This window comes from Rhizobiaceae bacterium (assembly GCA_023953835.1).
Taxonomy (GTDB): Bacteria; Pseudomonadota; Alphaproteobacteria; order Rhizobiales; family Rhizobiaceae; genus Mesorhizobium_G.
In genome coordinates this window covers 2,909,321-2,928,853 of the sequence record JAMLJB010000001.1, presented here as the reverse complement: position 1 = coordinate 2,928,853, position 19,533 = coordinate 2,909,321, and the positions used below count along the sequence as shown (strand labels likewise).

The following is a 19,533-nucleotide window of genomic DNA, read 5'->3' as shown; positions in this document are numbered from 1 at the left end:
AGTGTGTCCTGATATGTCCTTCAAATCGCTGGATGAATTGCGAAGCGCCATTATCTCTGCTCCAGCGGGTGACGAGGCCGCGGCGCAATCGGCCGCCGCACGCCAGAACACGCTCACCAAGCCGCAGGGAAGCCTCGGCAGGCTGGAAGACCTGGCCGTCTGGCTGGCGCGCTGGCAGCGCCGCGCGCTGCCACGGCTGGATCGGGTAAAGGTCGTGGTTTTTGCCGGGTCGCACGGCGTCACGGCGCAAGGCGTTTCGGCATTTCCCGCTGAGGTCACCGCGCAGATGGTGGCCAATTTCGCGGCGGGCGGCGCTGCGATCAACCAGTTGGCGCGCACTGCGGCGGCACAGCTCGAAGTCATCCCGCTACAGGTGGAGAAACCGACGGGCGATTTCACGCAGGTCGCCGCGATGTCCGAATCCGAGTTTCTCGACGCAGTGGCCATCGGCTACGATGCCGTGGACCGCGACCTCGATCTCCTAAGCCTTGGCGAAATGGGGATAGGCAACACCACCACGGCGGCGGCGCTCGCCACCGCCCTCTTCGGCGGCAGTTCAGCGCAATGGGTCGGTCGCGGCACGGGCGTGGACGATGCGGGCCTCAACCGCAAAGCCGTCGCCATCGACAAGGGCATTGCGCGCCATCGTGCGATTCTGGACGATCCACTCAAGGTTGCAGCCGCCCTTGGCGGGCGCGAGCTTGCCGCGATGCTGGGTACCACGCTTGCTGCACGGCAGTCTGGCGTTCCGATTATCCTCGACGGCTTCGTCACCGCCGCAGCCGTTGCGCCGCTGTTCAAGGTCAATCCTGACAGCCTCGCCCATACGGTTGCGGGACATGTTTCCGCCGAAGCCGGGCATCGAGGCCTTCTAGGCGCGATGCAAATGAATCCCCTGCTCGATCTTGGCATGCGGCTTGGTGAGGGTTCGGGTGCGGCAGTCGCGATCAATGTGCTGCGCAGCGCCGTCGCGTGCCACAACGGCATGGCGAGCTTCGCGGAGGCCGGTGTCTCGGAGAATTAGAGGCTGGTATAGGCCCGCAGCGAGGTGTCACGCACCCAATCGAAAACGCCGGGCGCGGCGGCGATCACCGCCGTTCCCTCGACGATCACGTCGTCGTGGTCGAACGAATGCACGATACCGCCCGCTTCCTCGATGAGCAGCAGTCCGGCGAGGCAGTCCCACGAATTCATGTGTTCCTCGGTATAGGCAATGAGCCTGCCGGAGGCCACGTAGGCGAGCATCAGACCGCCGGACGAATTGCGAAAGAACACGCCGCCTTCCCGAACGAGATCGCTGATGAACGGGATGATGTTCATCGCCTCGGCGCGATTGTTGAACCCTGTGCCGACGGAGCCCTCGGTGATCGAGGCAACCGGAGCGACCTTGATCGGCCTCCCGTTCAGCCGGGCTCCATCGCCCTTACGGGCGGAAAACGTCTCATCGGCAACAGGGTCGTGAATGACCCCGGTATGGGTCTTGCCGTCCTTCGCGCAGGCGATGATGACGCACCATTGCGGAATGCCGCGCACGAAATTTGCGGTTCCGTCGATCGGATCGATCACCCAGACATGGCCGGACGTGCCTTTGACGGGCGCATGCTCCTCGCCGAAAATCCCGTCCTCGGGATAGGCCTTTGCGATCTCGGCGCGCACGAACAGTTCGACCTCGCGATCGCCGTTCGACACAAGGTCCTGATGACCCTTGCTCTCGATTTTCAGGTCGTCCAATCCACGGAAGAATTTCAGACCAAGCTGACCGGCGCGCTGTGCGACATCGATTGCAAACTCCAGGCGCTTCTGCGCATCCGTCCCGCTCATTCTCTCTCCAGAGCCGCCCTTTCCGACCCCACAGAAGCACGGCAGCAGCGATAACTATTTGAATTTATTGGTGGGTGTGCACAGGATCGAAAACTAGACGGCGCAACAAACAGCGTTGATTTGGTTAGATAATTTCACACTTCCGTTCCTATTCCCATAGCAGTCTACCGTAACAGGTTCAACCCTTTAGGAGACTGACAAATGACATACGCGACTCTCACCACCGCCGACTTTCTACGGGCACTGGAAGACGATGGAGCCGCCATTGGCTTCGCGTTGGATTGCTTACAACCCTACGAAGTGCGCGAGTTCCTGTACGAGCGCCGTACCGGAAAGGATTTGACGCCGTGGATTGAAGGGTGGCGCACCGACCATACTGCCGCCGCGTAGTACCCATCCCACCCACAATACGAAGGTCCCCGGCTTCCTAAATGGTTTGCTTGGGGCCTTTCCTTATGAAGGCATCCACAAATGTCGCACTACAAGACCATACGGCGCAGTCACCGAAGCAGAAAACCACGCGACTCGGTGAAGCGCCTGCTGTTCGACCTAAGGCAACAGGAAATCCAGTTGGAGAAACAATTCGGATCGCGAATTACGGCGGCAAAGAAAGAGGGGCGCTGCCCTGCCCTGATACTGCCGAAGCTCGCTCACGCCACCATGTTTAACGAAAGGCCCGCTAAGCCCGGATACCTATGCGACCGACCGGCTGTCGAGCGCGGCTACTGCAATCTGCACTTCATCAGTCACGTCCTTTATGTCCCCCACAGACAATCCACCCAGACAGGCCGAGGAGTTACGCGCCGCCCCTTCAAAGCCAATCAGCTAGCTATCGGGCGGTTGAGCAAAAAGCAGAAAGACCTGATGAACGACTTGGAGCGCCTTCCGATAGAAACGCCACTGTGGCTTTGCCTCGTGAAGCTCAACGAAGAAGACCCAAAGAATCCGCTTCCTGCCATATCCAGCTAATTCAATGGCTTGAGTAGGGAAACACTTATTCGATAGGAAACATAGCGCGACGGCTCCACATGGACGCGGTGCTACGCCACGCTTATGCGCAGACCCATTGCTATACTTCAAGTAGCCACACTGAGCAGATGAAGAAGATGGTAGTTCTCCTCCCACCATCCACTCCAAGAGCAGACACCTAGAGACGCCTTTAAGTATCTCTCCCGGGGTGGCAGAGCCACGGCCTTGAAGCTCATCATCTTCGCCCTGCTCTTAGTCCTCTAGGTATCCGACTTCATGTCTCCCCTTCAAGTTTAGGGGGATGACGGTGAATCAATCCCCTCCTCATCAAGACGCCCCACCAAATGCCCTCCCGCAAGTCATCCTATCAGTAGACACTTTCAGTCCACCTACCTCCTGATGGGCCTCTAAGTCCCGGCAACGGCACGGGCAGGACGGCCCTAGTGGCTCCTCGTGCCGAGCAAGATGCATGTCCAACCGGCTCGACCCCGACAGTTCGGCACACCACGCCCCCCATCAAGTTTCCACCGGGCCAGACCCAAAGGCCCTACGCAACGGCAACCCGTTACCCACGAAAGGTATTGCCATCATGTCCCCAGTACGCATCCCCTTACAGTCCTCACCGCAGGCTATCAGCCGAGGACACTTCTCCTCCTCTCCGCTCATCACACCCGAGCGCATCTTCGCCGACCCAGATGCCGCCTTTGCGGTCCTGCCTTCATGGGTCCGAAACTTCGCACTGGTCTATCCTGAGGGCCACGAGCGCGACATCTCCAAGCCGTCCCCTGTAGTCATCATTGCGCTAGGCAAGAAGCACATCGCCGCCAAGACCTACTCCCCGGCTTCCTTTGCGGCTCTCTGCGAACTCACTCGTCTCCCCGGAATCTCCATCACCACAAATCACAATGGTTCAGGCCGCCACTACGAGCGGATTACGATTGCGGACCACCCCGAGGACCTAACGAGCGTCAATAGGTTCCTCCTAGGTGCTGCCGAATATACCCAAGTGAAAGTCACCGGCATCCAGTCCGACATGAGGCCAGAGAACCTCATGCAGGACGTGGCGGAGAAGGCCTCCAAGGATGCCCGCCAAGTAGTCCTCAGTCACGTCAAGCGCATCCTCAAGGAATGGGAGGCTAGCGGAAATATGCCCTCCCTCTTCATCCCGGCTGACTATCTGGAGAACGTGGAGCGGCTCCTCCAGCTAACAGACCTTGAGGCCACCGGCGTGTCGGGCGGGGCCACGAGATAGGACGCCGAGCCAGCTAGCGGTAAGCGACCTCAGGCGGGGCGGAGAGTGGGCACTTCGTCCCGCCACCTTTAAGCTTTTAGGCAGGAAATCAACTGCTCGAAAGGAATTTGCCCTAGCAGTTGGATTCCGTAGACTACCGCGAATATCCAAGGTACCAAGACTTCCACTTTATGGAATGGTTTGTGCCTATCTCCGTCTCTATCTGGGTCAAGCTCTTCCCACTCCGCCGTGAATGGTTGTTCAACCATCCTTTTTTCCAGGTCCGTAATGACTGTGAATTTGGCAGCGTTGAGCGTCTTGTAGCTACCGATGTTCCGTACCCAGAGTAAGCATATCGCCAGCCCCGCGACTGAGATCAGCACAATGCTTCTTTCAGTTGAAGCAAACGTCCCGAGATAAGCCGAGCCACCTACAAGAAGGGTATTGATGGAGAGGTAAAATCCATTCGCTTCCTGCCTCCGCTGGCTTACGCGATCCGCCATCTCGACCAAGAGCCTGTAAATCTCTAGGCGTTCCTCCGCCTCCCCTTTCCGTAAGGGCCTAAGAGGTTGCCCCCTGTCACTCCTTGCCTCGCTCATGCATTTACCCGATCAAAGCTTGCCCAAGAAATAGCTAATGTTATCCCATGTCCAATCATAAACCTGATTCGAACCTAGTTCGGCGGGAGGAATCCAAGGCCGATTATCTCTACTGGTATAAATCGCAAGCAAGGGTAAGCCCTCTTCAAGAGAGGTTTTGATCTCCCATAGCTGTCCTGTTGCCTTCGACGTGTTTGAACTTATTAAGGCGATGGTACCGTCACATCCCTTAATGCGCGTGCGGCATCGCCTCTTCCAATCATTGTCCCACGGGTTCTTCACGGACATGTCGGTAAACTCGAAGTTTGAGCGTTCGTTTCGAGCCTGTCCGACCAAATATTCTCTTGCCCAAATATCCTCAACCGCGAATGCTATGAATATCCTATGATGCATTGCCATTTGACTTAGCCTACTCCTCGCCGGTTCCGCCAAGATAGCACAGAAGCCTTCACAGGGACGAAGGGAAGGTCCTTCATCCACGGGAAATACAGGGACATTGTCGGAAAACCTCCAAGTGTCGCTCACACGAATCCTATAATTTACGTGACAGCGGGTCAGCGTTACCCCCGCCTATCCCTCCAGTTTTTCCCAAAGATATCCACACCGGGGCGGGCCTCCAGAAGCCGCCACCTGCCATCCGCTTCCTCGCCATGAGTTGCTTTTTACAGTCACAACCTTGGTTGACATTAGTAAAATCATAAACTATGCTCCCCTTGAAGCATCGCAACAGGGGCCAGAAGGTGTTGATTTCCGCCGAGAACTGACCCGGGATTGCGGGATTTTTCCATCGAGAAGTGACCCATGTTTGAACTCACCCCTGCTTGACGATCGCAGGGGACTTTGGAGTGATAGACATGGCGTTACTGAGCGTTATCCGGCGCTGGCATCTGCGGGATGGACTTTCGATCCGGGAGATTGCGCGGCGCACGGGACTGTCGCGGAACACGATCCGCAAATACCTGCGATCCGACGAGGTCGAGCCCCGCTTTCGGGTGCCGGAGCGGCCGAGCAAGCTCGATGCCTATGCCGAGCGGCTATCTGCCTGGCTGAGGACGGAAGCAAACAGGCCGCGCAAGCAGAAGCGCACGGTCAAGCAGTTGCACGCCGACCTGATGAGCTTCGGCTATGAGGGCTCTTACGGCCGTGTCGCCGCCTTTGCGCGTGACTGGAAAGAAGAGCGTCAGCGGCAGATGCTAACGAGCGGTCGCGGCACCTTCGTGCCGTTGGCGTTCGAGCCTGGTGAGGCGTTCCAGTTTGACTGGTCGGAAGACTGGGCCGTCATCGGCGGCGAGCGCACGAAGCTACAGGTGGCGCACTTCAAGCTCAGCTACAGCCGTGCCTTTGTCGTGCGAGCTTATCCCCTTCAGACGCACGAGATGCTGTTCGATGCACACAACCACGCCTTCCCGGTTCTGGGTGGCGTGCCGCGGCGCGGGATCTACGATAACATGCGCACTGCGGTCGACAGGATCGGCCGGGGCAAGGATCGCCAGGTCAATGCCCGCTTCTCGGCGATGGCCAGCCACTATCTGTTCGAGGCCGAGTTCTGCAATCCAGCCTCGGGCTGGGAGAAGGGACAGGTCGAGAAGAACGTCCAGGATGCCCGCCACCGGTTGTGGCAGCCGATGCCGCGCTTTCCATCTCTGGAGGCGCTGAACGACTGGCTGGAGCAGCGGTGCCGGGAGCTGTGGCAACAGATTCCCCATGGCCTCAGACCCGGAACGATCGAGGACGCCCGGTCCGAAGAGGCCCAGTTCCTGATGCCAATGCCTCGCCCCTTCGACGGCTTCGTCGAATACACCAAGCGGGTCTCGCCTACCTGCCTGGTCCATCTGGAGCGCAACCGCTACAGCGTGCCGGCTTCCTTTGCCAACCGGCCTGTGAGCCTAAGGGTTTACCCGGAACGGATTGTGGTTGCCGCCGAAGGGCAGCTCCTCTGCGAGCACCGCCGCATCATCGAACGGTCGCATGACGGTCCCGGTCGAACCGTCTACGACTGGCGTCACTATCTGGCGGTCATCCAGCGCAAGCCAGGTGCTCTGCGCAACGGCGCACCCTTCACAGAGCTTCCCGAAGCCTTCAAACGGCTGCAGCAGCATCTGCTCAGGAAGTCCGGCGGCGATCGGGAGATGGTCGAGATCCTGGCCCTTGTCCTGCAGCATGATGAGCAGGCCGTGCTGGCGGCAGTGGAGATGGCACTCGAGGCCGGGGTTCCGACCAAGGTCCACATCCTCAATCTCCTGCACAGGCTGGTCGATGGCAAGCCGATCGCGACGCCGGTCGTGGATGCGCCGCAGGCGCTGAGCCTGGCCAAGGAGCCGCAGGCCAATGTCGAGCGCTACGATGCGCTGCGCCAAGCTCGGGAGGTGCGCCATGCGTCATGATCCCGCCAGCGGCGCCATCGTCATTATGCTCAGGAGCCTGAAGATGCATGGCATGGCGCAAGCCGTCGCCGAGCTCACCGAGCAGGCCTCTCCAGCCTTCGAGGCCGCCATCCCGATCCTGTCGCAACTGCTGAAGGCGGAGATGGCAGAACGGGAGGTCAGATCCACCGCCTATCAGCTCAAGGCAGCCCGCTTCCCTGTCTATCGCGACCTGGCCGGCTTTGACTTCGCCAGCAGCGAGATCAACGAGGCCCTCGTGCGCCAGCTCCATCGCTGTGAGTTCATGGACGAGGCCAACAACGTCGTGCTTGTCGGAGGTCCAGGCACCGGAAAGACCCACATCGCCACAGCTCTCGGCGTGCAGGCGGTCGAGCATCATCGCAAGCGTGTCCGCTTCTTCTCCACCGTCGAACTCGTCAACGCCCTTGAGCAGGAGAAGGCCCAGGGAAAGGCCGGCCAGATCGCCAACCGGCTCGCCCATTCCGATCTCGTCATCCTGGACGAACTCGGATACCTGCCCTTCAGTGCGTCAGGTGGAGCGCTGCTGTTCCATCTGCTGAGCACGCTCTACGAGCGCACCAGCGTCGTCATCACCACCAACTTGAGCTTCAGTGAATGGGCCACCGTCTTCGGCGATGCCAAGATGACGACGGCGCTCCTCGATCGCCTCACCCATCATTGTCACATCCTGGAGACCGGAAACGACAGCTTCCGCTTCAAGAACAGCTCGGCAAAGACACCCGCCGCAAAGAAGGAGAAAGCGCCCACCTTGACCAAATCCTGAGACCCAAACCATACATGAGACGGGTCACTTCTCGGCGAAAATCCCGGGTCAGTTCTCAGCGGAAATCAACAGGCCAGAAGGCCATGAAACAGTACGTAGTCTATACGCGCGTATCCACAGAGGAGCAGGGGAGGAGCGGCCTAGGCCTAGAGGCTCAGGAGCGAGACATTGGCATCTTCCTTGAGAATTTCTCAGAGGTGCCTTGGGAGGTCATAGGGCGCTTTCAGGACGTTCTTTCAGGCAAGCAGGACGACAGGCCGCAATTGGCCGCAGCCATCAAGCTGGTCCGTGAGACAGGGGCCGAATTGCTTGTCTCCAAGCTGGACCGCCTGAGCCGTGACGTGGCATTCATCGCCACCCTCATCAAAGATCGGAAGGTAACTCTACGTGTGGCCCAGATGCCGAACGCAGACCCCTTTCAGCTTCACCTCTATGCCGCCCTAGCCGAGCAAGAGCGCAAGTTCATATCGGAGCGCACCAAGGCCGCCTTGAGGGCCTCTAAGGATCGTGGGGCCAAATTGGGCGGCCTCAGGGACAAGACTATGAAGCGCAATGAGGCAATCCAAGCGAAGGCCAAACGGGAAGCCGAGAAGGTGATGAAGATCGTCGGGCCTCTCCGCCAAGCAGGGCAGACCCTTACAGCCATTGCCGATGTGCTGAATGACATGGGGGTGGCGACTTCGAGGGGTGGCAGATGGTCGGCTACTCAGGTAATGAGGGTCTTACAACGTAGCTAGGTTGACCATATGGCTGACCCGGACAGCGAAGAGCGACCGTGGCTGTACTTTCCCGAAAGGACTTCGCTGGCAACGTCCAGCCTGAATACGTTCCTTCGAGACTGCCGCGACATCTTCAACTTGTTCATGTTCGCTGTACAGCTGGCAGCGAGGGCCGATGAAACGCGCATAGGTGCAAGCAAAGCGCTCATTAAAGGCCTTGATCCCGCATCGCCGGAATTTGCCGAGTATCAGAAAGCAATAGACAATCCAGATGCCGTCCAGAAACGACTTGGGCGGTTTTCTTCCCTCAACGCGAGGAACCTCGTAACAGGGACCGCCGATTCGTTCCTCTGGTATCTTTCCAACATCATTCAGGATTGCATCAAGAAACGTCCTGAGCTTTTAAGGTCGTCCGAGACGATTAAGATTGATGATTTGATGCAGTTTCGCACAAAGTCTGACCTAGTTGAGTATCTTATCGACAGGAAGGTAAACGATCTTTCCTACGGCGGACTACGCAAAATGGAGCAATATTTTCAGGAGCGTCTCGGGGTCGATCTGTTTCTTGATTCTAACACTAGGGATATGCTCAATTTGTTTATTGAGGTGAGGAATATCTATGTCCACAATCGTGGCTTCGTAAGTACCATCTTTTTGCAACGTGTGGACAATACGTGCGGCCTAGAGCCAAAGCTGGGCGAGCGGTTGCACATCGATTTTGACTGGTATGCGCGTTTTCAAGGTGCAGCCGTGACCAGCGCTATATCCGTAGACAGCACCCTTGCGATGAAGTTCGGTCTTAAGCGCAAGCGTCTTTCCAACTGGGGCCGTAGAAAGCAGGACCAGCGGCCCAGCGGCAGCACTTAAGGCTTTGTTCCCTTCAAGTCGAACTTAGGGAACCTCGCCAGCCCATCTGCCTTGGCCTTCATCGTCACCGACCCGTAGTTGTCGCCAACGTTCTGTGATGCGTGGCCGACTATAGCGTTCAACACCAGTTCGGGAACTCCCGCGTCTCTGCCAACGGTCTTGAAGGTATGCCTCCAGCCGTGATTAGGCTGAATATCGGGGTCTTTGACAACGTGGCGAACCTCATCCCGCATCCTGTTCTTGGCGGTATTCCTTGCTGCTTGCCCGCTCCCTGTCCACATGAATAGGCATTGATCAGGGGCCGATTGGACGACCTCAGGGAAGCCCATCTCCACAAGATGCTCATGCAGCGGCACATCCCGAAACTGCCCGCCCTTCACTGCACCGGCATCAGGCGCGATGCGCAGCACCCAACGTCCCTCCTCCCGGCGCAAATCCTGCTTGCGTAACTGGACCATCTCACCGACCCTCGCACCCGTATAGGCACAAAGCCACGGCACCCAGCGCCGCATTGCGTATTGCTGCGAAGGCTCGCCCTGTATGGGCACTGCGTTAAGCGCTTGAAGCAAGATCGCCTGCCATTCGTCAGACGTGAACTCGGGAGGCCGCGACCGCTTTAGCTTCCCAACCTTGATTGTCACGTCCTTGGCGGGATTGCTGGAGAGTTTCTTATTGGCAACCGCCCAACCGAATATGCTCTTGAGGCCAGCTAGGTAGCTGTTTTTGATGACCCTCGTATCCAGCGGCTTACCTGTGCGAGCATTGGGAGAGGTTGCCAGATGGTCCTTGAAACGCACGATGTCCGCATCGCTAATCCGCGTTGCATCGTCATGGCGTAGAAACTGCCCTAGCTCCTCCACCGACTTGCCGTAGCTATACTTTGTGCTTGGAGACCGGCCCGCCGCCTTCGCTTCCCGCCACCACGCTTCAAACAGGCCTTGGAGGGATACGGCGGACGCTTTGAGGTCTGAGGAAGGCGACGAAGCCACAAATGCAGGAGCGGCCTCAAGCTCCTCCATCGGCCTGTAGTCACCCCCACGCCGTGCCTCAAGGCCACGATGCGCCGCTCCCATGAAGTCAGCCATCTCCAGATTAACCAGCCGCCGCGTTACGGCATCGACATGAAGGCCAAGAGCTTTGAGCGCCGCATCCGTGTCCGCGCCGTGCAGGGCCTCAAGCCCAGCCGCTAGATCAGCCCCAACCACACCGCGTAACGCCGGATGCTTGTCGAGCAGCCGAAAGGCTAGCTTGGAACGCCGCCCATAGTTGGCCCTAAGAAACTCCCGCACGTCCACCTTGAGCGCCTCCAGAGCGTCAGGAGCCAACTGCTTGAGCAGATTGGCCCACGCCGTGTCACCGGCCTCAGGAAGCTTCGGGAGGGCAGGCGCAGGAGGAGCCTCAAATGGCTCATCCTCATGGTTGGCAAGAAAAGCTTTGGCGTGGTCAGCGGCGATTGCCATTCGCTGCTTGGTAGAAAGAGCCTGAGGGCCAGATTCTAGAAGCACCTGCCAGCCTGCCATCTTGGCATTCCAAACCACAAGCGCCTTTAGATAAGCGTCTCCTGCCTGCTCCCGGTCCAGATTGCCGGTAGAGCGCGAATGCTCTTGCGCTTTAGGTATATCCTTTACGCCAAGCGCCTTCAGTCTATCCCGTTGTCGCCATAACGCCTCAGGTATTCGGAATCGGCCCTGCCAGAAGTCCGTCCCTTTGCGCTTATGAAGCCCTCGCACCATCCTTCGCCTGCCAGCCATGTCCGTAGCACTTTCCCATAGCAGTCCGCATTGACGGAAGCCATGGAAATTGCTAACCTTTTGACGCTGCTTCGAGAAAGAATGGTGGGTGTGCACAGGATCGAACTGTGGACCCGCTGATTAAGAGTCAGCTGCTCTACCAACTGAGCTACACACCCACGGGCCGGAAAAACCGGGAATGGCGGGCATATAGCCGGGCAAACCCGCACTGTCCAGCCCGCATCGTGGAAATTTCGGATATGGCTAGATGCTGAGCTTTCCCTCGATCAGCTTCACCGCATTTCCGCCGATGCGCGCCGCCTGCAAGAGCCCCTGCCGCGTCTCGATCTCCAGACGAATGCGCGAAGGCCGGCCCATTTCGATGCCCTGCTCGATCCACAATTGGGAAAAGCCGTCCATTGGCTTGTCAAAATGCACCACAGCGCCCGAAAAGGCAGCGGCAGCCGAGCCCGTCGCCGGATCCTCATAGGTCGGATTGCCCGGCACGAACATGCGCGCATGATAGGAGATGTCGTGCCCAACGGTTTCGCGCGTATACACATAGGGCGAGGCCACCTTGTCGACCGCCTTTGTCGGCGCAATCCGCATCCAGGCGTCGTTATCGAGCCTTGCCTGCGCCGCGACCGCAAGGTTGCGCACCGGTACGGCCACGTAAGGCACGCCCGCTGTCCACGCAGAAACACGATGATTTTCGAAACCCACGTCCTGCGGATCGAGTCCGAGTGCGGCGGCAATCATCGCGGGCTCGGCCGCGAATTTGACCTGTTCCGGCAAGGCCGGCAGGTCGAACTCCGCGAAATACGCTCCTCCTTCCCTCGACACCGCGCAGCGCAGGTCGCCCATGTTTTCCTCCAGAACGAATATGCCGGTGTCGATGCCATCAAGCGCGGCCAGCGCGACCGCGCTGCCGACTGTCGGGTGACCGGCGAAAGGCATTTCGTAGTCGGGCGTGAAAATGCGTATGCGCGCACGATGCGCCTTGTTGTCGGGCGGCAAGACGAAGGCAGTTTCCGAGAGGTTGAATTCGCGCGCAATGCGCTGCATCGCCGTCGTGTCGAGGCTTTCGGCGCCGAGCACGACCGCGAGCGGATTTCCCGCCAGCGCCGCATCCGTAAAAACGTCGAGCACCTGGTATCTGTATTCACCCATCGCGTCGTTCACCTTCAGTTCATGTACATTGCAAAGATTTAAGTTGTAATTCAGCCACTTCACACTGATCTCTATAGCCGGAAGCGGCGCAGGAAAATGATATGGATCAACGCTTGAGCACGACGGACACCGCGCCGATCACGGCAGGGTCGATCGAAGCCGAACTCGGGCTTGACCGCAAGGGACGGTCACGCCGGTGGCGGTTCTGGCTCTATGTTTTGATAGTGCTTGCCCTGCTCGGAGGCGCGGTCGCCTACTACATGCGCAGCGCCAGCACGAGCAACACGGTTACCTTCGTGACCGCGCCTGCCGAGACGGGCAGGCTCACGGTCGAGGTCACGGCGACCGGCACGCTCCAGCCGCTCACACAGGTCGATATTTCCAGCGAGCTTTCCGGCATCGTGCGCTCCGTGGCGGTCGACGAGAACCAGTATGTGAAGCAGGGCGACGTGCTGGCCGAACTCGACACCACGCGGCTTCTGGCCGAGATCGATCGCGCCAAGGCTTCGGTCAAGGCCGCCGACGCGAAGGTGGCCGATGCGCACACGACGCTGACGGAAACCAATGCCGCGCAGGTGCGTGCCGCACAGCTTACAAATCGCGGCATGGCAACCGAGCAGGCGCTGGAAGCGGCGACGGCTGCGCGCGACCGTGCGCAGGCCGCGCTCGACGCTGCCGAAGCCAATGCCGCGATTGCTGCGGCGGAACTGAAGCTTCAGGAAGCCGATCTGCAGAAGAGCACGATCTATGCGCCCATCGACGGCATCGTACTGACGCGCTCCGTCGATCCCGGCCAGACCGTTGCGTCCTCGTTGCAGGCGCCCGTTCTGTTCGTCATCGCAGCCGACCTGCGCAAGATGGAACTGAACGCGGCGGTCGATGAGGCCGACATCGGCGGCGTGCGCGCCGGCCAGAAGGCGCGCTTTTCGGTCGATGCCTTTCCGGGCCGCACATTCGACGCGGACATTCGCGACATCGCCTATGCATCCGTGACCACCGACGGCGTCGTCACTTATGATGCGCGCCTCGAGGTGGACAATGAAGAGCTTCTGCTGCGTCCCGGAATGACGGCAACAGTGGAAATCGTGACGCGCGAGGCCGACAATGTGCTGACGGTGCCAAGTGCGGCGTTCCGTTTCCGTCCGCCCGTTGTGGAGGAAAGCCGGGGTTGGAGCCTGGAGCAGCTTTTCCGGCCTCCGCTGTCGCGTCGGTCCCGCGATACACGCCCGCAACGCACTGATGGCTCGCGCCCGCTCTACATCCTCAAGGACGGGCAGCCGCAACTGGTCTATGTGACGCCGGGAGCAACCGATGCCGAGCGCACGGAGATCGTATCCGGCCTTTCGGCGGGCGATCCGGTCATCACCGCAATCGCCACGAATACGCAGCGGACAGGTCAATGAGCGAGGCGCTGATCCGTTTCGACAAGGTCTGGAAGACCTATGGCGAGGGAGAAGCGCAGGTTCACGCGCTTGCGGGCGTCGACCTTGCCGTCGAGCGCGGCGAGTTCGTTGCGATCATGGGCCCGTCCGGCTCCGGCAAATCCACCGCCATGAACATCATCGGCTGCCTCGATACGCCGACACGCGGACGATATGATTTTCTCGGCGTCGATGCGGGAAATCTGGACCGGCGTCGGCGCGCGATCCTGCGCAACCTGCATATCGGGTTCGTCTTCCAGGGTTACAATCTGCTCGCTCGCACCACAGCGGTCGAGAATGTCGAATTGCCTCTCGTCTATCGCGGCATCTCTTCCGCCGTTCGCCGCCGCATGGCGCTGGAAGCGCTGGACCAGGTCGGCCTCGCCAACCGCGCGGACCACACGCCCGCCGAACTCTCCGGCGGCCAACAGCAGCGCGTGGCGATCGCGCGCGCAATCGTGACCAATCCGACGCTGCTCGTCGCTGACGAGCCGACCGGAAATCTCGACACGCAGCGCAGCCATGAGGTCATGAAACTGCTGACGGACTTCAACCGGGAACACGGGCTGACCATCGCCATGGTCACGCATGAAGCCGACATTGCCGAATATGCGGACCGCACCATCCGCTTCCTGGACGGCCATATCGCTTCGGATCGCGCACAGGCGGAGGCGGCCTGATGCTTTGGGAAACCATCCGGCTCGCCTTGCGCTCGATCCGCCGCAATGTGCTGCGCTCGATCCTGACGCTGCTCGGCATCGTCATCGGCGTCGCGGCCGTGATCGCCATGATTACCATCGGCTCGGGCACAACCGAAAAGGTGCGGGCCGACATCGCCAAGCTTGGCTCCAACTTGCTGATCGTCTATGCAGGTCGGGCGCCGACGCCCGGCGCGCGGCCCGAACAGGCGCCACGAGAACTGTCCGAACGAGAGGTCGAGGCGCTGCGCAGCCATCTCGAAGGCGCACGCGCCATTTCCGGAGCTGCCCAGAAGCAGGTTCGCGTGATCTACGGAACCGAAAGCCTGACCGTCGGTGTGACGGGCGCGGACCCTGACTATTTCGTTGCCCGCGACTGGCGCGTGGCGAGCGGACGCCCCTTCACCGAGCAGGAAGGGCGCGGCGGCGCGGGCGTGTGCCTGATCGGGGAAACGGTGCGCAAGCAGTTTTTCGGGGCGGGCGATCCCGATGGCGCCGCCATTCGCGTCAACAAAATGAGTTGCAAGGTGATCGGCCTGCTCGAGGCCAAGGGAACGACGGGTTTCGGACAGGATCAGGACAATGTGGTGATCATGCCCATCGCCACATTCCAGAGGCGGATCGCAGGCAACCGCGATATCGACTCAATATACGTCGCGGCGGAGGAAGGCGCTTCAATGTCGGACCTTCAGGACAATGTCGAGGGCATTTTGCGCGACGTGCGCCGTGTTCCCGCGGATCGCGACAACGACTTCAACATCAGGGACATGACGCAGATTGCCGAAACCATGGCTTCGACCACGACGGTCATGACCGGCATGCTCGGCGCGGTCGCCGGGGTGAGCCTGCTCGTCGGCGGCATCGGCATCATGAACATCATGCTCGTTTCCGTGACCGAGCGCACGCGCGAAATCGGCATCCGGCTCGCGATCGGCGCGCATGAGCGGCACATTCTCGTGCAGTTTCTGGTTGAGGCAACCGTTCTGTCGTTGATCGGCGGGTCACTCGGCATCGCGCTCGGGCTTGGGCTCGCCTACGCCGCCGCATGGGCCATGGGCGTGCCTTTCGTGCCAAGCGCCACGATCATCTTGCTAGCCGTCGGCTTCTCGGCGCTTATCGGCATGGTGTTCGGATTTTTCCCCGCACTGCGCGGCGCGCGCCTCGATCCGATCGATGCACTGAGGCATGAGTAGCAGAGCCTTGGCCCCTCACTCCCTCCCGAAATGCCAGCGAACGATTGCCGCCATGTGGGGCGACATATTTTCGGGATTGTCGCCTTTGCGGATCACCACGGGGCCCTCGATTTCGGGCTCGGCTTCAGCCGCCACGAACCCCTCGATGCGACGGGCAAGAGTCTCAGCATCCTCATCCAGCCAATAGCGGCGAAAGAGCACAGTCGCATAGTTCTGCGAGAAAATATGATAGTGCGGATCGAACGGCGCGGAACTGATGTCGAGCCCCGTTTCCTCAACGACCTCGCGGCACATATTGCCGTGCACATCAACCTGCCCGCCCACGAAGTCACCGGGCTCGAACGAACCGGCGGGGAAATAGATACGCCCCGGATTTGCCGTGTGCTTGCCCATCCTGATCGCCACCAGCGCATTGTCGCGCGACACGAGCGCGGGGAACGCAAAGCCGTGCTCCAGCCCGTTCGGCCCCTTGTTCTTGCGCCAGTAAAGCAAGGTCGCGTAGTTCACCGCATTGCATTCGCCCGTAAGCCGCGTTCCCGACAGCCGGAATGCCGAGGGCATGACAATGATACCGTTGAAGAGATGCGGATTTGCCGCATGGTCCAGCTTCCAGTTTTCGGCAATCCGGTCCGCATAGGCGGCTTCGTAGGGATGCGGCGTGTCCAGCAAGCGCATGTCGATCTCATGCACTGGAAGCACCTGCCCGCGCGGCAGCACGAAACTCATGCCAGAATGTCCAGCGTGACGACCACCGGACAGTGATCCGACGCCTTGGGGCGATCCCAGCCGATCCGTGGATAGCGCTCGACCTCCTGCCCCGGCGGAAACGGCGTGCGGAACGGCTGGCCGTTGCGGATAATCTCGGGCACGGCATTGGAATTTTGCTGCGCGAGCAGCGGCGAGACCAGGATGTAGTCGAGCTGGCACAGGTGCCGCTCCTGCGGCCCACGATTGTGATAGAGCGTCCAGCGGTCGAGTTCGGGACGACGCCCGACAAGGCTTTCCGCAAACCCATCCGCCAGCAGCACGTCGAGCGAAGATTGGGTTTCCTCGACCGGATCGAATTCATAGCCATTGAACTGATCGCCATTGATGACAATCCGCTCGGCATAGTCATTGAAGTCACCGCAGATCACCCAGCGCTTTTTCGCCGTATGGTCCCTGCCAAAGCGGTCCTCGATGATGCGGCGTATGGCCTGCGCCTCGGCAATGCGCAGCGGCATTGTGGCCTCGCGCCCCGAAAGCCCGTTCCGCGGGCTGCCCATCGATTTCAGGTGCACGACATAGATAGTAAGCGGCCTGCCCTCGATCCTGACGTCAATCTCAAGGCAGTCGCGCCGGAAAATCCGCTCATAGGGCTTCTCGCCAAGCTCCGCGAGCGCGGGCGTGAACAGGCCGAACTCCTCGAATGTGTGGTGCGCGTGGCTGGTCATGCGCACAAATTCGATCGGTTGCCCGTCCGCCGTCTCCTCGCGCATCATGATGCCGACATCGATGCCACGGCTGTCATTGCCGGCGGTCGTGTATTTCTGGCGATAGCCCTGCCCGACCATCTTGAACAGATATCCATATTCGAAAGCGTTCAGAGCCTCGATATTGTCGACTTCCTGCATGCAGATAATGTCGGCGCGCGTCGCGACGATGGCGAGCGCCGTCTGCTGGCGCGTGTCGTCGGCGCCCGCAAGCTCCCGCGCCTGTTCGAGGATGCGGTATTCCTGTTCGTCCTTGATCTCGTAGAGGGCCAGCACCCGGTCCTGGTTGAGCTGGTTGCGATAGCCGGAATAGTCGAACCGGCGCATGAGATTCTCGACGTTGAAGGTGGCGATGCGCAACGACATGGTGGGAGCTTTGCCTGCAAGCCTCGCGAAACTCAAGCCATTGACCCCGGTTAAAATTGACGGATGCCTCACGCCTCCCCAAATTAGGGCGAGCTGGAGATTTTGCATGATACCTGGACAATGGCTGGTGGCGGGCTTGATACTTGCAACGACGCAGGCAGCGGGAGCGATTCCGTTCGCCCGGCCCAATGCGAGCGATCTTGTCATTGAGGTCCAGCTCGATTGCACGGGCCCGCGCTGCCTGACCATAGGCCCGATCCGGCAGCCATATCTTCAGGGAACTCGTCCGCCGCAACTGCCCGGCCGCGAAATGTTCCGGCAGTCGCCCTTCCCCCCGCCTGTCAAGCTGCAACAGCCGGAAATGGATTATCGCGTGCCGAAGATGCAGGAGGACAAGCCGCTTGTGCGCGAGATAAGGCCGCCCGACCCGACCTACCGGGCGACAGGGCTGCCGCAGAAGCATATCGACTGGTGCTATGCGCGCTATCGGTCATACAGGGAATCGGACAACAGCTGGCAGCCGTTCTCCGGTCCACGCAGGCAATGCCAGTCACCCGACGGCTGAAAGCAAAACCGGCGCCGAAGCGCCGGTTTTTCTTTTATTCGAAGGAGACGCCCACCCGTTCCCCGGATCTCCAACGAATACGTGCAAGGCACTTCCTGCTGCTTGGAAGAATCAAGATGTCGAATTCTTCCGGCAACTCATCAGCCTGATTGAGGAAGAGCGTCGCCCCAGTTTCGCTCTCATTCCTTACGACGCATTCGAAGACATGCCTGTTCCGGTCGAAGCTGATAACCCCATGCTTCAGCACTTTCTGCCGACGCCCGTCCCTGCGCTCCCGAAACACCACCCCATCAAGCCCGATGGATTTCTCCGCAATCACGTTCATAAGTCCTCGTCTCAGTCTCTTTGCCGCCACATAACATGATATGCGATTTCCGTGCCAGTTGAAATCGTCCCGAAACGGAACAACTTTTGCGTGAATTCACAGATCATTCGAAAGCAGTAGCCCACAGGTGTGGGACAGGTGTGTTGCAATGCAACAGGATGGCACGGGCGGATGCCGTGCCATCCTCCATAAAATCTAGTTCTTCGCCTTGTCGACGAGCTTGTTCTTGGAAATCCACGGCATCATGCCGCGCAGCTTTTCGCCGACCTGCTCGATCTGGTGGCTGTCGTTCATGCGGCGAATGCCCTTGAAGCGCGCGAGGCCGGAACGATATTCCTGCATCCATTCGGAGGTGAACTTTCCGGTCTGGATGTCCTTCAACACGCGCTTCATCTCGGCTTTGGTCTCCGGCGTGATGATGCGCGGGCCGGTAACATATTCGCCCCATTCCGCCGTGTTCGAGATCGAATAATTCATGTTGGCGATGCCGCCTTCATAGATCAGGTCGACGATCAGCTTCACTTCGTGGAGGCACTCGAAATAGGCCATCTCCGGCGCATAACCGGCCTCGACCAGCGTCTCGAACCCCGCGCGGATCAACTCGACCAGTCCGCCGCAGAGCACGACCTGCTCGCCGAACAAATCCGTCTCGCATTCTTCCTTGAAGGAGGTCTCGATGACGCCCGAGCGTCCCCCGCCCACGCCGCAGGCATAGGAAAGGCCGAGGTCAAGCGCATTGCCCGACGCGTCCTGATGGACGGCGACGAGGCACGGCACGCCGCCGCCCTTCTCATATTCGCCGCGCACGGTGTGGCCCGGACCCTTCGGAGCCACCATCAGCACATCGACGGACACCTTCGGCTCGATGAGGCCGAAATGAACGTTGAGGCCATGGGCGAACGCAATGGCAGCACCGTCGCGAATGTTCGGCGCAATCTCGTTCTTGTAGATGTCGGCCTGCAATTCGTCCGGCGTCGCCATCATCATCAGGTCGGCCCATTTCGCGGCCTCGGCCACGCTGAGCACCTTGAGGCCGTCTGCCTCGACCTTCTTCGCGGTGGCCGAGCCGGGCTTGAGGCCGATGGCGATTTCCTTGACGCCGGAATCCTTGAGGTTGAGCGCATGGGCGCGACCCTGCGACCCATAGCCGATGATGGCGACCTTCTTGCCCTTGATGAGATTGAGATCGGCATCCCGATCATAATAAACGCGCATGCTC

At 59.8% G+C, this 19,533-nt stretch carries 20 protein-coding genes and 1 tRNA gene; 12 read left to right on the top strand and 9 right to left on the bottom strand.

Annotation, left to right across the window (positions count from 1 at the left end; translation table 11 throughout):
* Window positions 1–13: 13 nt before the first annotated feature.
* Entirely contained in the window at window positions 14–1,024 is a 1,011-nt protein-coding gene (gene cobT, locus M9924_13745) for a nicotinate-nucleotide--dimethylbenzimidazole phosphoribosyltransferase (GenBank protein ID MCO5065459.1), read from the top strand.
* Here the strand turns inward: cobT and M9924_13740 are convergent.
* Window positions 1,021–1,821, bottom strand: a complete 801-nt coding sequence (locus M9924_13740; protein ID MCO5065458.1) for an inositol monophosphatase family protein — start codon at window positions 1,819–1,821, stop codon at window positions 1,021–1,023. The two genes, cobT and M9924_13740, sit on opposite strands and share 4 nt — an antisense overlap.
* A 201-nt stretch (window positions 1,822–2,022) precedes the next feature.
* Between M9924_13740 and M9924_13735 the strand changes: the two genes are divergently transcribed.
* The 3 genes from M9924_13735 to M9924_13725 all read left to right on the top strand — a co-directional run bounded on the left by M9924_13735 (window position 2,023) and on the right by M9924_13725 (window position 4,042).
* Window positions 2,023–2,211 carry a hypothetical protein gene (locus M9924_13735; GenBank protein ID MCO5065457.1) on the top strand — a complete coding sequence of 63 codons (189 nt, stop codon included), beginning with the start codon at window positions 2,023–2,025 and terminating at the stop codon, window positions 2,209–2,211.
* An 81-nt stretch (window positions 2,212–2,292) separates the two neighbouring features.
* Complete coding sequence (locus M9924_13730; protein MCO5065456.1) at window positions 2,293–2,790, top strand: hypothetical protein; 498 nt, start codon at window positions 2,293–2,295, stop codon at window positions 2,788–2,790.
* 589 nt (window positions 2,791–3,379) lie between these two features.
* On the top strand, window positions 3,380–4,042 hold the full coding sequence (locus tag M9924_13725) for a hypothetical protein (GenBank protein MCO5065455.1): 663 nt from the start codon (window positions 3,380–3,382) through the stop codon (window positions 4,040–4,042).
* A gap of 68 nt (window positions 4,043–4,110) precedes the next feature.
* On the opposite strand, the gene M9924_13720 is transcribed toward M9924_13725, so the two are convergent.
* Window positions 4,111–4,620: a hypothetical protein gene (locus M9924_13720; protein ID MCO5065454.1), complete on the bottom strand. Its 510-nt coding sequence runs from the start codon at window positions 4,618–4,620 to the stop codon at window positions 4,111–4,113.
* 854 nt (window positions 4,621–5,474) lie between these two features.
* Between M9924_13720 and istA the strand changes: the two genes are divergently transcribed.
* The 4 genes from istA to M9924_13700 all read left to right on the top strand — a co-directional run bounded on the left by istA (window position 5,475) and on the right by M9924_13700 (window position 9,374).
* Window positions 5,475–7,004 carry an IS21 family transposase gene (gene istA, locus M9924_13715; GenBank protein MCO5065453.1) on the top strand — a complete coding sequence of 510 codons (1,530 nt, stop codon included), beginning with the start codon at window positions 5,475–5,477 and terminating at the stop codon, window positions 7,002–7,004.
* A complete protein-coding gene (istB, locus tag M9924_13710) occupies window positions 6,994–7,788 on the top strand; it encodes an IS21-like element helper ATPase IstB (GenBank protein ID MCO5065452.1) in 795 nt (264 codons plus the stop codon). Before istA ends, istB begins: the two co-directional genes overlap by 11 nt.
* 83 nt (window positions 7,789–7,871) lie before the next feature.
* Window positions 7,872–8,525, top strand: a complete 654-nt coding sequence (locus M9924_13705) for a recombinase family protein (GenBank protein ID MCO5065451.1) — start codon at window positions 7,872–7,874, stop codon at window positions 8,523–8,525.
* 9 nt (window positions 8,526–8,534) lie between these two features.
* Window positions 8,535–9,374 carry a hypothetical protein gene (locus M9924_13700; protein MCO5065450.1) on the top strand — a complete coding sequence of 280 codons (840 nt, stop codon included), beginning with the start codon at window positions 8,535–8,537 and terminating at the stop codon, window positions 9,372–9,374.
* Here M9924_13700 and M9924_13695 read toward each other — a convergent pair.
* The 3 genes from M9924_13695 to M9924_13685 form a co-directional block, all read right to left on the bottom strand.
* The gene (locus tag M9924_13695; GenBank protein ID MCO5065449.1) at window positions 9,371–10,894 is read right to left on the bottom strand and encodes a tyrosine-type recombinase/integrase; all 1,524 of its coding nucleotides are present in this window, start codon (window positions 10,892–10,894) and stop codon (window positions 9,371–9,373) included. The two genes, M9924_13700 and M9924_13695, sit on opposite strands and share 4 nt — an antisense overlap.
* Window positions 10,895–11,207: 313 nt before the next feature.
* Window positions 11,208–11,283 (bottom strand) — tRNA-Lys (locus tag M9924_13690).
* A gap of 85 nt (window positions 11,284–11,368) precedes the next feature.
* A complete protein-coding gene (locus tag M9924_13685) occupies window positions 11,369–12,274 on the bottom strand; it encodes a PhzF family phenazine biosynthesis protein (protein MCO5065448.1) in 906 nt (301 codons plus the stop codon).
* A gap of 101 nt (window positions 12,275–12,375) precedes the next feature.
* Here M9924_13685 and M9924_13680 point away from each other — a divergent pair, with 101 nt between their 5' ends.
* From M9924_13680 to M9924_13670, 3 genes are read left to right on the top strand one after another with little or no spacing between them, the layout of a single operon-like run.
* Entirely contained in the window at window positions 12,376–13,677 is a 1,302-nt protein-coding gene (locus M9924_13680) for an efflux RND transporter periplasmic adaptor subunit (protein MCO5065447.1), read from the top strand.
* 8 nt (window positions 13,678–13,685) lie between these two features.
* On the top strand, window positions 13,686–14,375 hold the full coding sequence (locus tag M9924_13675; GenBank protein MCO5065446.1) for an ABC transporter ATP-binding protein: 690 nt from the start codon (window positions 13,686–13,688) through the stop codon (window positions 14,373–14,375).
* Window positions 14,375–15,586: an ABC transporter permease gene (locus M9924_13670; GenBank protein MCO5065445.1), complete on the top strand. Its 1,212-nt coding sequence runs from the start codon at window positions 14,375–14,377 to the stop codon at window positions 15,584–15,586. The genes M9924_13675 and M9924_13670 overlap by 1 nt, the downstream gene beginning before the upstream one ends.
* 15 nt (window positions 15,587–15,601) lie before the next feature.
* Here the strand turns inward: M9924_13670 and M9924_13665 are convergent, their stop codons facing one another.
* Window positions 15,602–16,312 carry an NUDIX hydrolase gene (locus tag M9924_13665; protein ID MCO5065444.1) on the bottom strand — a complete coding sequence of 237 codons (711 nt, stop codon included), beginning with the start codon at window positions 16,310–16,312 and terminating at the stop codon, window positions 15,602–15,604.
* On the bottom strand, window positions 16,309–17,424 hold the full coding sequence (locus tag M9924_13660; protein ID MCO5065443.1) for an endonuclease/exonuclease/phosphatase family protein: 1,116 nt from the start codon (window positions 17,422–17,424) through the stop codon (window positions 16,309–16,311). Before M9924_13660 ends, M9924_13665 begins: the two co-directional genes overlap by 4 nt.
* Window positions 17,425–17,530: 106 nt before the next feature.
* Between M9924_13660 and M9924_13655 the strand changes: the two genes are divergently transcribed.
* Window positions 17,531–17,989, top strand: coding sequence for a BA14K family protein (locus M9924_13655; GenBank protein MCO5065442.1), 459 nt, complete (start codon window positions 17,531–17,533; stop codon window positions 17,987–17,989).
* A gap of 34 nt (window positions 17,990–18,023) precedes the next feature.
* On the opposite strand, the gene M9924_13650 is transcribed toward M9924_13655, so the two are convergent.
* Window positions 18,024–18,314 carry a PilZ domain-containing protein gene (locus M9924_13650; GenBank protein ID MCO5065441.1) on the bottom strand — a complete coding sequence of 97 codons (291 nt, stop codon included), beginning with the start codon at window positions 18,312–18,314 and terminating at the stop codon, window positions 18,024–18,026.
* Window positions 18,315–18,509: 195 nt separating this feature from the next.
* Entirely contained in the window at window positions 18,510–19,529 is a 1,020-nt protein-coding gene (gene ilvC / locus M9924_13645) for a ketol-acid reductoisomerase (GenBank protein ID MCO5065440.1), read from the bottom strand.
* Window positions 19,530–19,533: the final 4 nt, after the last annotated feature.

Coding starts and splice junctions, on each gene's coding strand:
- M9924_13680 (MCO5065447.1), top strand. CDS start 12,376: ATGGATCAACGCTTGAGCACGACGGACACCGCGCCGATCACGGCAGGG.
- M9924_13650 (MCO5065441.1), bottom strand. CDS start 18,314: ATGAACGTGATTGCGGAGAAATCCATCGGGCTTGATGGGGTGGTGTTT.
- M9924_13695 (MCO5065449.1), bottom strand. CDS start 10,894: ATGGCAGGCTGGCAGGTGCTTCTAGAATCTGGCCCTCAGGCTCTTTCT.
- M9924_13725 (MCO5065455.1), top strand. CDS start 3,380: ATGTCCCCAGTACGCATCCCCTTACAGTCCTCACCGCAGGCTATCAGC.
- M9924_13670 (MCO5065445.1), top strand. CDS start 14,375: ATGCTTTGGGAAACCATCCGGCTCGCCTTGCGCTCGATCCGCCGCAAT.
- M9924_13655 (MCO5065442.1), top strand. CDS start 17,531: ATGATACCTGGACAATGGCTGGTGGCGGGCTTGATACTTGCAACGACG.
- M9924_13685 (MCO5065448.1), bottom strand. CDS start 12,274: ATGGGTGAATACAGATACCAGGTGCTCGACGTTTTTACGGATGCGGCG.
- ilvC (MCO5065440.1), bottom strand. CDS start 19,529: ATGCGCGTTTATTATGATCGGGATGCCGATCTCAATCTCATCAAGGGC.
- M9924_13730 (MCO5065456.1), top strand. CDS start 2,293: ATGTCGCACTACAAGACCATACGGCGCAGTCACCGAAGCAGAAAACCA.
- M9924_13735 (MCO5065457.1), top strand. CDS start 2,023: ATGACATACGCGACTCTCACCACCGCCGACTTTCTACGGGCACTGGAA.
- M9924_13660 (MCO5065443.1), bottom strand. CDS start 17,424: ATGTCGTTGCGCATCGCCACCTTCAACGTCGAGAATCTCATGCGCCGG.
- istA (MCO5065453.1), top strand. CDS start 5,475: ATGGCGTTACTGAGCGTTATCCGGCGCTGGCATCTGCGGGATGGACTT.
- cobT (MCO5065459.1), top strand. CDS start 14: ATGTCCTTCAAATCGCTGGATGAATTGCGAAGCGCCATTATCTCTGCT.
- M9924_13700 (MCO5065450.1), top strand. CDS start 8,535: ATGGCTGACCCGGACAGCGAAGAGCGACCGTGGCTGTACTTTCCCGAA.
- M9924_13720 (MCO5065454.1), bottom strand. CDS start 4,620: ATGAGCGAGGCAAGGAGTGACAGGGGGCAACCTCTTAGGCCCTTACGG.
- M9924_13665 (MCO5065444.1), bottom strand. CDS start 16,312: ATGAGTTTCGTGCTGCCGCGCGGGCAGGTGCTTCCAGTGCATGAGATC.
- M9924_13705 (MCO5065451.1), top strand. CDS start 7,872: ATGAAACAGTACGTAGTCTATACGCGCGTATCCACAGAGGAGCAGGGG.
- istB (MCO5065452.1), top strand. CDS start 6,994: ATGCGTCATGATCCCGCCAGCGGCGCCATCGTCATTATGCTCAGGAGC.
- M9924_13740 (MCO5065458.1), bottom strand. CDS start 1,821: ATGAGCGGGACGGATGCGCAGAAGCGCCTGGAGTTTGCAATCGATGTC.